At 54.3% G+C, this 13,307-nt stretch carries 10 protein-coding genes; 5 read left to right on the plus strand and 5 right to left on the minus strand.

The window, feature by feature from the left end; all coding sequences use genetic code 11:
- Nucleotides 1–6: 6 nt before the first annotated feature.
- From J9788_RS06980 to araD, 3 genes are read left to right on the plus strand one after another with little or no spacing between them, the layout of a single operon-like run.
- Entirely contained in the window at nucleotides 7–1,494 is a 1,488-nt protein-coding gene (locus tag J9788_RS06980; RefSeq protein ID WP_182264151.1) for an FGGY-family carbohydrate kinase, read from the plus strand.
- The gene (locus J9788_RS06985; protein ID WP_182264152.1) at nucleotides 1,481–2,350 is read left to right on the plus strand and encodes an L-ribulose-5-phosphate 3-epimerase; all 870 of its coding nucleotides are present in this window, start codon (nucleotides 1,481–1,483) and stop codon (nucleotides 2,348–2,350) included. Before J9788_RS06980 ends, J9788_RS06985 begins: the two co-directional genes overlap by 14 nt.
- Nucleotides 2,344–3,036, plus strand: coding sequence for an L-ribulose-5-phosphate 4-epimerase (gene araD, locus J9788_RS06990; protein WP_033651896.1), 693 nt, complete (start codon nucleotides 2,344–2,346; stop codon nucleotides 3,034–3,036). The genes J9788_RS06985 and araD overlap by 7 nt, the downstream gene beginning before the upstream one ends.
- A gap of 6 nt (nucleotides 3,037–3,042) precedes the next feature.
- On the opposite strand, the gene J9788_RS06995 is transcribed toward araD, so the two are convergent.
- Entirely contained in the window at nucleotides 3,043–4,047 is a 1,005-nt protein-coding gene (locus J9788_RS06995) for a LacI family DNA-binding transcriptional regulator (RefSeq protein ID WP_182264153.1), read from the minus strand.
- A gap of 513 nt (nucleotides 4,048–4,560) precedes the next feature.
- Between J9788_RS06995 and J9788_RS07000 the strand changes: the two genes are divergently transcribed.
- A complete protein-coding gene (locus J9788_RS07000; RefSeq protein WP_182264154.1) occupies nucleotides 4,561–7,158 on the plus strand; it encodes an AAA family ATPase in 2,598 nt (865 codons plus the stop codon).
- 356 nt (nucleotides 7,159–7,514) lie between these two features.
- Here J9788_RS07000 and J9788_RS07005 read toward each other — a convergent pair whose 3' ends face one another.
- Complete coding sequence (locus J9788_RS07005; RefSeq protein WP_182264155.1) at nucleotides 7,515–8,426, minus strand: LysR family transcriptional regulator; 912 nt, start codon at nucleotides 8,424–8,426, stop codon at nucleotides 7,515–7,517.
- Nucleotides 8,427–8,533: 107 nt separating this feature from the next.
- Here J9788_RS07005 and J9788_RS07010 point away from each other — a divergent pair, with 107 nt between their 5' ends.
- Nucleotides 8,534–9,841, plus strand: a complete 1,308-nt coding sequence (locus J9788_RS07010) for a serine hydrolase (protein ID WP_182264156.1) — start codon at nucleotides 8,534–8,536, stop codon at nucleotides 9,839–9,841.
- A gap of 108 nt (nucleotides 9,842–9,949) precedes the next feature.
- On the opposite strand, the gene J9788_RS07015 is transcribed toward J9788_RS07010, so the two are convergent.
- From J9788_RS07015 to J9788_RS07025, 3 genes are all read right to left on the minus strand, one after another.
- Nucleotides 9,950–10,723, minus strand: coding sequence for an ankyrin repeat domain-containing protein (locus J9788_RS07015; RefSeq protein ID WP_101453905.1), 774 nt, complete (start codon nucleotides 10,721–10,723; stop codon nucleotides 9,950–9,952).
- Nucleotides 10,724–10,865: 142 nt separating this feature from the next.
- Nucleotides 10,866–11,624 carry an ankyrin repeat domain-containing protein gene (locus J9788_RS07020; RefSeq protein WP_182264157.1) on the minus strand — a complete coding sequence of 253 codons (759 nt, stop codon included), beginning with the start codon at nucleotides 11,622–11,624 and terminating at the stop codon, nucleotides 10,866–10,868.
- On the minus strand, nucleotides 11,621–13,123 hold the full coding sequence (locus tag J9788_RS07025) for a phospholipase (protein ID WP_182264158.1): 1,503 nt from the start codon (nucleotides 13,121–13,123) through the stop codon (nucleotides 11,621–11,623). Before J9788_RS07025 ends, J9788_RS07020 begins: the two co-directional genes overlap by 4 nt.
- Nucleotides 13,124–13,307: the final 184 nt, after the last annotated feature.

Genomic DNA, 13,307 nt, shown 5'->3' on the forward strand with positions numbered 1-13,307 from the left:
GGCACGATGTCAGTCTTTCTTGGCATAGACGTCGGCGGCACGGTGATCAAGGCCGGGCTGTACCGGGCAAGCGGCGAAGAGCTGGCGATCGCCGAGCGCGACGGCGCGGCGATTGCCGCCCAGCCGGGCTTTAGCGAACGCAATATGGACGCGCTGTGGGATGACGTGTGCGCGGCGATCCGCCAGACGCTGCACGCGGCGGGGCTGTCGGCCGGGCAGGTGCGCGGCGTCAGCTTTTCGGCGCACGGCAAAGGGCTGTACGCCATCGACCGCCACGGCAAACCGGTCGGCAACGGCATCCTCTCTTCGGACAACCGCGCGGCGGCAACAGTGGCTGAGCTGCGCCGCGCCGGCGTGGACGCGCAGACCTACCCGCGCAGCCTGCAGCCGCTGTGGCCCAGCCACCCGGCGCTGCTGCTGCGCTGGCTGAAGCAGCGGCAACCGGCGCAGTACGCTGCCGTCGATCGCATCCTGATGGCGCACGACTACCTGCGCTTTCGCCTCACCGGCGAGGCGGCGGCCGAAGTGACCAACATCTCCGGCAGCAACCTGTTTAACCAGCGCAGCGGCGCTTACGATCCGGCGCTGATGGCGGCCTTCGGCATCGAAGAGGCGCAGGAGAAGACCGCGCCAACGATCGGCTCGGCGCAGCTGGCCGGGCGGGTGACGGCCGCGGCGGCGGCGCAGTGCGGCCTGCGAACGGGCACCGCGGTGTACGGCGGACTGTTCGACGTGGTGGGCGCGGCGCTCAGCTCCGGCGTGGCCGACGATCGCACGCTCAGCGCGGTGGCGGGCACCTGGTCGATCGCCACCTGCGTGACCGAGCGCATCATTCCCGCCGATTACCCCTACGCCTGGGGGCGCTACTGTATCGACGGCCGCTATTTCGTGCACGAAGGCAGCCCGACCTCGGCCGGCAACCTGGCCTGGTTCCTGCGCCAGTTCTGCGCCGACGACCGGCAGCGCTACGCCCAGTTCAACGCCTGGGTGGCCGAGCGCCGCGAGCAGCCCAGCGGGCTGCTGTTCCTGCCGTATCTGTACGGCTCCAACCTCGGCGGCAACACGCCGGGCGGTCTGATCGGCCTGAGCGCCCACCACGAGATGGCGGACGTGGTGCAGGCGATCTACCAGGGCATCGTGTTCTCGCACCTGATCCATCAGGAGCGCATGGTGCAGTTGAACCCGCGCATCGAGCGGGTGCGCATGACCGGCGGGCCGACGCAGTCCGAGGTCTGGATGCAGATGTACGCCGACGCCGGCAACCTGCCGCTTGAGGTGGTGGAAACGCGCCAGAGCGGCTGCCGCGCCGCCGCCCTGTGCGCCGCCGTCGGCGCCGGGGAGTACGCCGGGTTCTCCGAAGCGATCGCCGCCGCGCCGCCCAAATTGCGCTGTTATTATCCCGCGACCGCCGCCCACCGGCGCCTGCGCGCCCAGCAGGCGCGCTATCTGGCGGTCGCCCAGGCTTTGAGTGAGGTGACTGATGCAAACGACTAACGCCGCCTGCCTGGGGCTGTATGAAAAGGCGCTGCCCGCCGATCTGGACTGGCCGCAGCGGCTGGCCACCGCCGCCGAGCTGGGCTTTGAGTTCGTGGAGATGTCTATAGACGAACAGCCGGCGCGCCAACAGCGGCTGGACTGGGATCGCCGCCAGCGGCTGGCGTTTATCCAGGCGCGGCTCGACAGCGGGGTGACGGTGCCGAGCCTGTGCCTGTCGGCGCACCGGCGCGATCCGTTTGGCAGCCATGACGCCGCCACCCGTGAGCGGGCGCGGGTGCTGATGAGCAAGGCGCTGGAACTGGCGACGGATCTCGGCATCCGCAACATCCAGCTGGCGGGCTACGACGTCTATTATGAACCCGCCGATCGCCACAGCCGCGCGCGCTTTATCGAGGGCATGCAGTGGGCGGCGGCGCAGGCTGCCAGGGCGCAGGTGATGCTGTCGGTGGAGGTGATGGATACGCCGTTCATCAACAGCATCAGCAAATGGCGCGACATCGCCCGCCACGTCAACAGCCCATGGTTCACGGTGTATCCCGATCTCGGCAACCTCAGCGCCTGGGGCAACGACGTCGCCGCCGAGCTGGCGCTGGGCATCGGCAGCATCACCGCCGTGCACCTCAAAGACACCGTGGCGGTGGGGCCGGGCAGCGCCGGGCAGTTCCGCGACGTGCCGTTCGGCGAGGGCTGCGTGGATTTCGCCCACGCCTTTTCCGTGCTCAACGCGCTCGGCTATCGCGGCCCCTATCTGCTAGAGATGTGGGCGCGTGAAGACGGGCAGGACAAGCAGCGCATCGCCCAGGCCAAGGCCTGGATCGAACAACAAATGAATGAGGGAGGCATCGCATGCTGAACGAACTCAAGCGGCAGGTGCTGGCCGCCAACCTCAGCCTGCCGGCATACGGGCTGGTGACCTTTACCTGGGGCAACGTCTCGGCGATCGATCGCCAAAGCGGGCTGGTGGTGATCAAGCCTTCGGGCATCGCCTACGAGGCGATGACGTTGGAGGATCTGGTGGTGGTGGATCTGGAGGGCAAGGTGCGCGAAGGGCACCGCAAGCCCTCATCCGACACCGCCACCCACCTGGCGCTGTACCGCGCCTTCGCCGATATCGGCGGCGTGGTGCACACCCACAGCCGCAACGCCACCATCTGGGCGCAGGCCGGGCAGCCGATCCCGGCGCTGGGTACCACCCACGCCGACTACTTTTACGGCGACATTCCCTGTACCCGGCCGATGAGCGAGGCGGAGATCGCCGGCGATTACGAAGGGGAAACCGGCAAGGTGATTATCGAGACCTTCAGTCAGGCGGGGCGCGATCCGCAGCAGGTGCCGGGAGTGCTGGTTTACTCCCACGGCCCGTTCGCCTGGGGCAAGGACGCGGCGGATGCGGTGCACAACGCGGTGGTGCTGGAAGAGGTGGCGATCATGGCGATGGCGACGCGCCAGCTGGCGCCGGCCATCGCCCCGATGCAGCCGGAACTATTGGACAAACATTTCCTGCGCAAGCACGGCAAACACGCCTACTACGGGCAATAGCGCCCGTCAGTGATTCAACAGCGAGCCGGTGAAGAACTCTCTGCGCACCGGCAGCTCGCCGCGCGGGCTGTTAATGGCGCTGAACAGCAGCTCCGCGGCGATCTCCCCGAGTTTCTGCGTATCGTGATACACCCCCGGAATGTGCAGGCCGTAAGCGCTGGCGCGCGGCGGCTCGTCGATCGAGAAGAACTTCACCTGCTGATAAAGCCCCATCTCGTGGCAAATGGCGATGGCGCCCAGCGTGATGATGCCGTTCAGGCCGATGATGTAATCCGGGCGGTTCTCCGGCTGCGCCAGATAGGCGCGCACCTCGCTCTCTTGCGAGGTGAAATCGTAGTCGCCGTTGATGATATGAATCTCACGCCCGCTGCCCTGCAAGGCCGCGACGATGCCGGCGGTGCGCGTTAAGGTAATTTCCGAATCCGCCGGGCCGCCGATAATCAGCAGCTTCTGCTCCGGCTGCTCCGCCAGATAACGTCCGGCCAGCACGCCAATCTCGCGGTTATCGAGGAACACGCCGCTCAGCTGCTGATCGTAGAGATCGCGGTCGATCAGGATCAGCGGCACGCCGTACACCTCGGCCAGCTCGAGATAGGCGGGGCGGTAGCGCTTGTCGTCGCGCACCGCCGACAGCAGGATGCCGCGCGCCTTGTAGCCGAACAGCGCCTGAATGGCGCGCATTTCAGCCTCTTCGCTGCCGTCGGTGTCGAACAGCATGATCTGATAGCCCTGCTGACGCGCAATGCGCGACACGGTCTTGATCAGGCCGGAATAGAACGGGTTGTACATGCTGCTGGTGACGATGCCGATAATCTGGCTGCTGCTGCTTTTCAGCCCCTGCGCGAACGCGTTGGGCACATAGTTCAGCTCTTTGGCGATGGCGTGAATGCGCTCGCGGGTTTCCGGCTTGACCAGCTCGGGCTTATTGAAGGCGCGGGAAACGGTGATATTGGTCACCCTGGCGCGGCGGGCGATATCCACGATAGTGGCATTGGGATTGGCTTTCGACACCGTCTTTCCTTGCGTTATGCCTCAACAGATCCCTTATTGTAGGGAAAGGGCGGGGGCGGTGCTAGGGGGGAGTTGGGGGAATAAAAAATGCAGAGATAGGTAATAATGATATTTATTTATTAATATCATACGAGATCATTTCATATGACTATTTTTTGTTGAAGGAATCTTCGGTAAGGTGTGTTCCACGAGAGAAGTCAAGTATGGAAAGCTGCTTTATGCCATGAGCAGATAGTTCGAACATAACAGAATGTCAGATATCTAAAAACTCATGGTCAGCCGGTATGAGAGACTTGCACCCGGGCTCGACGGTGCAGTCATCATGGTAGTGTCAGTCCGAAGGTTTTTTTAACAGGTCTAGGATATGTTCGCGGGCCCACTTTCACTCTGCAAGATACAATGTCAGACAATCTGTCAAACATGACAAAAGTCACTATAACACAATGATTTTTTTGAGATGATTTCTGTTCGATATCATTTTTATTGGTCAACAGGATTACTTAAGGAGTTTGTATGATGCCTATAGAAAAAATAGCAGATTGGTCTAAAAATAAACCTGTCTGGTGGCGACACTCGCTACGTCTTGCATTAAATAATGGAACATTAGAGCAAGATGACTTCAATGAAATATTCGAGTTGGCTCGCATGGAGCATGGTTTGCTGGAGAAAGATGCTTATTTTTCTGAATGTGAAAAACCGATAGATTTTACCGGCTATGCGGCTGAGCTACATGAGGTGTCATTAAAATCACTTTACGATGTAAAAGGCGTTGGGCTACTGGCAGAAAATCAAACGCTAAATTTTTCAAACAATGGCCTGTTTATCGTTTATGGTGATAATGGTGCCGGAAAGTCAAGCTATGCAAGCATCTTAAAAAACGCATGCTTAACCCGAGGGGATAGTCCTGCCATTATTGGGAATGTTTTTTCAAAACTTAACTTACCTCCTCAGGCAAAACTCGCTGTTTCATGTAATGGTGTGGATGAAATCCATTCATGGAATCAACAGGCATCAAGTATTGAATCATTAAAGTCTATACGTGTATTTGACAGTTCATCTGCAAGCCATTACGTGAACAAAGAGGATGCTCTGGGGTTTAAACCTGTTGGGTTAAATTTACTTACTGAGTTAGTTCGTGCCATCGGAAGCGTCAATGCCATAATCAATGAAGATATTATGCCCGGAAATGGTCTTGTTACATTGACGAAGTTACAGTCAGGTAGTATTACGGCTAGCTTCGTCAATAGTCTTTCGGCAAATACTATTGAAGACGATGTAAAAAAACATATTGCTACTGATTTTGACTTGCAACGAATAGATAATTTGAGAAGAGAAATAATTCAATACAAGTCTCAGACGGCTGAAACGATAAAAAGCACACTGGAACAAAATAAGAGAACACTTACTCCTCTTAAAAAAATTTGTGATAGCTCTCTTAAGCTGTTAGGTAATGAGGGTATTTTAGAGCTGAGAAAACTGCAGACCGAGCAAGAACGAACACAACATCTTTCTGAAGAGCTACGTAAGGCTACTTTGCAAAACCTACCACTAGATACAGTCGCAGGTCTTAGCTGGCAGAATTTATGGGAAGCTGCTAAAAGCTTTATTGAACAGGAAACACGAAAGCAAAATTTCCCTATGCAAAGAGGCGAACATTGCCCACTTTGTTTACAAGAGGTTAGCCCGGAAAGTGAAAGAAGAATGGCTGCGTTAGGGCAGTATTTAAATGACAAAACGGCACAGTCAGCAAAAAACGCAAAGGATAATGTTGATAACGCATTAAAATTGTTATCTTTACATTCTCTCGAGCTCGCGCCTTACATTGCGGCTATTGAATTTCTTAATAGCAAGCATCCTCCAATGGGAGATGACGTCAAAAAGATGTTTACAGCCTTAGTGGACAGGAAAGAAAATATTTTATCAGGTAAAATTAACGGTGCATGTGCCGAGATAAATACTGAGTGCGTAAATCAGCTTAGTAAAATCATTGAGAGTATTGACCAAAATATACTCAATGTTAATTCAGATGCAGATCTTTTGACTTTAATCAAAAGAGAAGAGATGGAGTTAGCACATCTGGAGGATAAGAAATATGTATTGGAGAATATTTCTAATGTTATTTCTAATATCAGGCGACTCAAGATTATTAAAAAACTTGAAAATTTGCAGACGCAATGCGGAACAACATCAATTTCAACCTTGTCATCTCAGATAAGTCGTTCTGGTGTTGTTGAACCGTTGGTCTCAGCATTCAACGACGAGTTACGTAATTTTGGTTTTGAGCGTTTCAAAGTGAAAGTTGATACCCGAAATCGTTCTGGTGAGCAGCAGTTTAAATTGTCATTGGCTGATGAAAATGATACGACTATTGCCACACTCGGAGTTACAAGTGAGGGGGAGCAGCGGTGTATTGCTATCGCCAGCTTCCTTGCTGAAATGAAGGCTGATGCAAGAAAGTCGGCAGTTATATTTGACGATCCAGTGAACTCATTAAGTCATGAGTGGAGTAGCCGGGTTGCAAGGCGGCTAGTTTCAGAGTCGAGAAATAGACAGGTTATTATTTTTACGCATAGTATTGTTTTTTACAAACTGCTGCTGGAAGTTGCTGAAGAGACAAGTGCAAAATACTCCAGCATTGCTCTTGAACGCTCCAGGAAATTTGCGGGTTTCGTCAGAGAAGCTGCCCCTTGGGAAGCAATGACTACGCGAAGCAGATATAAGGAACTTAAGGTTAAGCTACAGGAACTTAAACGTTTAGAAAAAAGGGATGAGACAACAGCTATTGAGTTACGTTTGGCCTCTTGCCAGTTTTATGGTTTTCTACGCGAGGCTTGGGAAAGGCTTGTTGAAGAGAAGCTTCTTAATAAAGTAGTGACTCGTTTTGAGAGAGGCATTTCTACCCAGCGATTGGCTCGGTTAACAGACATCACTCAAGATGACATTGATAAGATTGATCGTGGGATGTCTAAATGTAGTGCTTATTTTAGAGGGCATGATAGTGCGCCTGCTGTCGGTGATCCTTATCCGACGATTGCTGAAATAGAGCAGGATTTAGAAGCGATTGATATATTTTTAACTGCACTTGAGAATCCCCCCAGAAAACGAAACTAATCATTAATCTCATAATGAGACCCTGTGTTTAATACGGGGTTTTTTTACTTTATGTAAGTATTTCATAAAATAATCACAGTAAATTTTTAAACCCTTTAGAAGTCTAGCCAAGTCAATTCCAGCCCTCGCTCGAGACTGCCCTCTAATACCGCCGATTAAAGCGACAAACCAGCACCAGTAGCGCTGGGGTAAAGATGGCGAGAGGCTCATTGGGGAAAACAGTAATCCCCGCTTAAGAACGATCGTACAAACAACGTAGGTGATGAGCATTACTATCTACTACCGATAACAACACCGCTAATCTGGCTGCGACTTTTCAGCCAAGTTTAAACACACCGTTTACCTGGCCTAGTTTTCTAGCAATGCCCCCAATGTTCACCCCCAACCCCCCGCCACAACCCCGGCAACAGCGCCAGCGTCTCATCAATCAGCGTTCGCCGGTCATTGCCAGGCTTCCAGATGGTGACCATGGTTTGACTTATTCCCTGGCTGCCCACTTCGGTACGCAGCGTGTTAACGTTTTTCCACTGTTCGGCATGCATATGCGTCGGCAGGAATCCCCAGCCGCAGCCCTGTTCGAGCAGGGCGCGCAGCATCTCCAGCTCGTTGGTAAATATTGTATGCCCTGAAATTTGCAGACGGCGCGCCACGGGTTCGTCAGAGTCCGGGTGCATGATTACCTGCGGCGTGAGTGAGAGCTCCAGCAGCGAGAGCGGCTGTTCCGCGCCGGGGAAAAGCGATTTGGCGGCGTAAAAATCCATCTCTATCGCCCCTAGGGCGCGCCACTCCATGGCGTCGCCCACGCTGCGATGGCGTGCCTGGCAGATGCCCAGATCGGCCTGGCCGCTCACTAGCAGCCTTTCCGCTTCGTCGCGCGAGGCGTTAATCAGGCTCAGGCGCGTGTTGCGCTGGGCCATGGCGGCAATCAGCGCCTGCAGCAACGCGCGGGGCGTAAAGGGATCGTAAACCAGCGAGATTTCCTGCGCCGCGCTCTTCGGCACGTCTTTGGCAAACGCCTCAAACGCTTTCACCTGCCGCATCAGCAGGTGCGCCTGGCGCTGCAGCTGTTCGCCCTCTGGCGTCAGGTGCAGGCTGCGCCCTTCGTGCAGGAACAGCGCATAGCCCAAGCCATCCTCGAGAAAATCAATCAAATCGCGCAGCGTCGTGCGGTCTTTGCCCAGCTTGAGCGCGGCTTTCGCCAGGCTGCCGTGCTCGGCCACGGCGGTGAAGGCTTCCAGTTGGGCAAAGGAGTAAATCAGGCTCGGCACGCGGTTCTCCCTTCGATTTTGCGGGGGATTTTCCCCCATCAGGCGTTTTTTATTATAGGCCGCGTTTTTTTAAGCTGAACGCCTTCCTGAGCTAAACGAGAAAAAATATGAAAAGCAAAGTGTTTAACCGCAGCCTGCTAGCGGGCGTTGTCATCAGTCTCTGCAGCGGTCTGTTGGTGCCCGCCGCGCTGGCCGCCTGTGCGGGCACCGAACTCAGCGCCTGTCCCGCGCCTTTCGATGCGCAATTGCCGGACACGCACAAGATGCTCACCTGGAGCCAGAGCGACCGGGTGATCGGTTTTCGTAACGACTACCGCAACTATGCCGGGGACGTGTTTCACCACGGCAACGCTGCGCCGCTGCCGGCTGCCGCTAAACAGCTAACGGACGCCAGCTATCGGGTGAATGGCAAAACCTACCACCTGCAGGATTACCTGCAGCGCCAGAACGTCAGCGGCATGCTGGTATTGAAAGACGGCAAAATCGCCTGGAAATATCTGGGTGAAGGCAATACCGACGCCACCCTGTGGACGTCGCGCTCGGTGGGCAAATCCGTGGTCGCCACGCTGGTGGGCGTGGCGATTAAACAGGGCAAGATCCGCTCGCTCGACGATCTCATCACGCAATACGAACCCGATCTGAAAGGCACCGCGTGGGACGGCGTGACCCTCAGGCAGCTGATCACTCACACCTCCGGCGTGGCGTGGAATGAGGATTACACCAACCCGAAATCGGACTTCGCGCAGCTGACCGAGTGTGAAGCCAAGCCCGGTACCTACGCCTGCGTGCGCAAGCTGGTAGCCGGTTTGCAGCGTGCGCATCCGGCCGGGCAGAACTGGTCTTACTCCTCCGGCGGTGCGTGGCTGCTGGGCGACGTGCTGGAGCGCGCCACCGGCATGCCGCTGGCGACCTATCTGGAGCAAAGCATCTGGCAGCCCTACGGCATGGCCAGCGACGGCGTGTGGCATGCCTACGCGAAAGGCCAGCACGACGTGGGCGCGCACGGGTTCAACGCCACGCTGGAAGACTGGGGGCGCTTCGGCGAATTCATCCTGCATAACGGGACGCTGCCGAACAGCAAACAGATCTTGCCGGAAGATTGGGTAGCCCAGTCGTCCAACTGGACGCGGGCGGCGGGCTCGGTATCGGCGGCGCATCCCAACGGCATTTACGGCTTCCAATGGTGGAACAACGAAGTGCCGGCCAATGCGACTAACGTAGAACCCGCTCCGCAGGCGTCCCTCAAGCATTCCCTGTGGGCGCTGGGGATCTTCGGCCAGATGATCATGGTGAATCAGGCGGAGAATCTGGTGATCGTCCAGTGGTCCACCTGGCCGCAGGCGGAGCCTTCTTTCAGCGCGCAACCGCTGGAGGCGTCGCTGATGTTTAGCGCGATAGCGAAGGAGTTGCGTTAATGTCGGCAACTATCGGCAGAGCGAGCAGGGGCGGTTGCCATTTCGCCCCTGAGCGGTATATTACATGTCTTCGACGTCGACCTATCCATGCCGTAGGGTAGGGGAGTATCAATTCTCTACAGGTAGAGGAGGCCAGTCTCCACCGTTTTTAATTAATAACTCTTTTATCTTGTTAATTTTCTCCTTATCCTCGGCATCGCCTACCCCTCTATCTATAAAGCGTTGGAGCTGATTGCCCATAGTCCAACCAAACTTACCCTTGATTTTATTATCTGCACCTCTTTCCAATAAAAGAATCGTATGATCAAACGAGCGATAGTCTAGGGAGTTTATTAACAAGGTATTCCCCAATGAATCCATTGTATTTATATCCGCACCATAATCCAGCATCACCTTTAACGTTTCAGGGTTTTTCGCTTCTAACGCTTCGAATATAATGGGTTGATTGAATACCTTATCTTTTGCGTTTGGCGGTAAACCACCGTCGAGCATGGCCTTGATCCAAATTCCCTTGTCGGCTTTCATGACAAATTCCGCCGGGCTGCTTCCCCCTTCCGGTCTGGGCTGCAACGGGTCTGCACCCGCTTTAACCAACTCAGTAATAATCCTCAGTCTTTTTGGCGTATTTTTATCGTAGATTGCGTTTAGCACCGACCAAAACAGCAGGGTCATGTCTGCTTTCACTGGTCGATTCAGTTCTTCCTTGCTTATAGAGGGAAGCTTCTCTTTCAGTTTCACTTCATCGCCATCATAAATCAGCTGTGCGATGTCCAGCTGCCGGCCTTCAAAAAAATCCTGTGGCTCATATTCCATGCTTTTGTTGCATCCTTGCACCATGAGGACAGTAAACAGTAGCGCTATTGCCATTATCAATTTGCTCATACTCTCCCCCTGAGAATGGTGACACCCTCGTCTCTTCAATCAGTTTTATTTGTGTGGTCTATAGCGTGTGTATCGGAAAACAGATGCAATCTGACAGCCCCGGTATAAATACCCGGCAGCTGTCAGAACCGAGTTGGTGAAATTACTGCGTTTCCTTTGCCCCTTTCAAAAGCATGAGCTCGAGTATTTTCTTACACTGTTCATTGTATTCTGAGCCATCTTGGCTGTCTTTTATTTGCCGATTCACTGCTGTTAACAGCGAAAGATTGTTTATATTTACTGGGTTAGGATTCGCACCCCGATTGAGCAGTAGGGTCATGTGCTCAAAGGCTGAGCTAAAAAAAGCATCCATTAATAAGGTTTGTTGCAAAGAGTCTCTGATATTTATGTCCGCTCCGTACTCCAGCATCACCTTTAACGTTTCAGTGTTTTTGGCTTTGATTGTTTGGAATACAATGGGTTCATTGAATACCTTATCTTTTGCGTTTGGCGGTAAACCGCCGTCGAGCATGGCTTTGACCCAAATCCCCTTGTCGGCTTTCATGACGAACTCCGCTGGGCTGCTTCCCCCTTCTGGTCTGGGTTGCAGCGGGTCTGCGCCCGCTTTTACCAGGTCGGTTATTATTTTCAGCCTTTCCGGCGTGTTTTTATCGTAGATTGAGTTCAACACCGACCAAAACAGCAGGGTCATGTCCGCCTTAACCTGTCGGTTCAGTTCTTCCTTGCTGACAGAGGGAAGTTTCTCTTTCAGTTTCACTTCATCGCCATCATAAATCAGCTGCGCGACTTCCAGTTGACGGCCTTCAAAAAAATCCTGTGGCTCATATTCCATGTTTTTTTTGCATCCTTGCATCATGAGAACAGTAAACAGTAACGCCATGGCCATCATCAACTTGCTCATATTCTCCCCCTGATAGTGGCGACGTCCTCGTCTTTCTGATCTTCAATCAACTTTATTGTCTGGTCTATACCGTGTTTATCGAGCAGGGTTCCTGTCCCACCGGCAAGCGTGTGCGGTATGCCGGCGGCATCAGGCATCGCCAGCGATGACCACTCTTTCAAGGTGAAAGGCAATGCTACGCCCCAGGATTTTTGCAAAGAGTCGGGCAGGGCATTTTTTATAAGCTCATAATCACTTTCGTTATTAACCTCCTGTAACGTGGTTAACAGTTCTCCTTCCACTCGATAGGCCTGTATGTTCTTGGCTGAACCAATCATCTCAGCTCCGTATTTCCCTACAGTTCCATGATGGAGTCCGGCTGCATTAAACGTCCAGGCGGGTTTCCCACTGGTCATTGATGCAGCTGAGGCCATTCCCCCGCCCAATGAATGACCAGAAATATCGACGCCGGAGGAGTGCTTTACTTGTAATCCTATTTTAACCGCCTGCTTATAATAATCAGAGCTCGCCCCCATCCCCTGCGCGCCATTATTTATCCAGTCATTCACATTCTTAATTCCTGACAAATCGCCCCTAAGGGCCTTTTTGGCGGCGCTGCCGATTCCCTCCGGGAATTCTGGCGCTCTTGAACCTCTGAACACGACCGTCGGATTCATCTCTTTACCAAAAACACGGCTATCCGGTTGATATACCCTTGCCAAAAAATCCGGCGATTCATCTCTGTCGAAGAGCATATTTCTGTTTAGCCCAATTTTACTGAGGGCCGCATTATCGTTACTGATATCTTTCCAGCCCTCAGGAACGCCGGGAGTCTCCTTTAGCGGATTCGTGGTCTTGTAGATATTCTCCGCCAGCTTTGCCTTCTCGACGGCGACATTATTTGCCGCCAAGCGTTCCGAGGCGATTCGGGCGTCCGGGTAGATACTCCGTTGCCCGCGGCCAATGAGGTATTTTCGCTCTTGCCAGCGTTGCGCCTTGGTCAAGGGCCCAGACACGACCTGCTGTGAAGCTCTTCCACCTTGCGCCGGGATATCCGGGCCAAGGGCCGGTTTGGCCCGCGTGACTTGTGCGGGGAAGACGGACGGGCGCGCCCGGCGGCCACCGTAAGACTTCACGGCCTCTTCGTACCGCCTCACTATCTTGTCCACCGGGTAGTTTGGCTCTTGTTTCTCCTGCGGTATCAGGTAGCCGTCGATGTCGGCGTAAAATGGCCCCATCGTCGCCAACACGCCGGGTCGGGTTTCGACCGCTACGACAACGCCGCTCATCAGGTCGCTCTGCACTCTTGCGCGCAAGTTAGAGCTTATTCCGTTTTGCGTAACGCCAACTTCACGGCGGATCCGCTCACCACCGCGAAAACCAGAAAAAAGCGACAGAATGTCTTTGTCCGGCATGTATGAAAGGCCGTGACAGGCGCGGGAAGGGCTGACTATACGGGGGAATTCATCAGGTGAAATAATATCATCGGCGATATATAGCAGTTTCAAACTGGAAAACATTGCGTGTCTCTTCCTTTGCTTGCTGCACCTTGGCCTGTTCAGGCGGGCGCTCGCACTCCTTGCACTCGATGGGCCCTGAGTGGGCATGTTATCGAACGGCAGTCAGCGGTAGCTAACGGCGCATAGGACACCAGATAAGGGATGATAACGGCTCAAGCCAATTTGTAAAGCCGGCCAAATGTTA

The organism is Serratia sp. X10 (genome assembly GCF_017811775.1).
In the GTDB taxonomy this organism is placed as follows: domain Bacteria; phylum Pseudomonadota; class Gammaproteobacteria; order Enterobacterales; family Enterobacteriaceae; genus Serratia; species Serratia ureilytica.

Excerpts from the sequence above, each read along its gene's own strand:
- J9788_RS06980 (WP_182264151.1), top strand. The coding sequence starts at position 7 with ATGTCAGTCTTTCTTGGCATAGACGTCGGCGGCACGGTGATCAAGGCC.
- J9788_RS06985 (WP_182264152.1), top strand. The coding sequence starts at position 1,481 with ATGCAAACGACTAACGCCGCCTGCCTGGGGCTGTATGAAAAGGCGCTG.
- araD (WP_033651896.1), top strand. The coding sequence starts at position 2,344 with ATGCTGAACGAACTCAAGCGGCAGGTGCTGGCCGCCAACCTCAGCCTG.
- J9788_RS07000 (WP_182264154.1), top strand. The coding sequence starts at position 4,561 with ATGATGCCTATAGAAAAAATAGCAGATTGGTCTAAAAATAAACCTGTC.
- J9788_RS07010 (WP_182264156.1), top strand. The coding sequence starts at position 8,534 with ATGAAAAGCAAAGTGTTTAACCGCAGCCTGCTAGCGGGCGTTGTCATC.
- J9788_RS07015 (WP_101453905.1), bottom strand. The coding sequence starts at position 10,723 with ATGAGCAAATTGATAATGGCAATAGCGCTACTGTTTACTGTCCTCATG.
- J9788_RS07020 (WP_182264157.1), bottom strand. The coding sequence starts at position 11,624 with ATGAGCAAGTTGATGATGGCCATGGCGTTACTGTTTACTGTTCTCATG.
- J9788_RS07025 (WP_182264158.1), bottom strand. The coding sequence starts at position 13,123 with ATGTTTTCCAGTTTGAAACTGCTATATATCGCCGATGATATTATTTCA.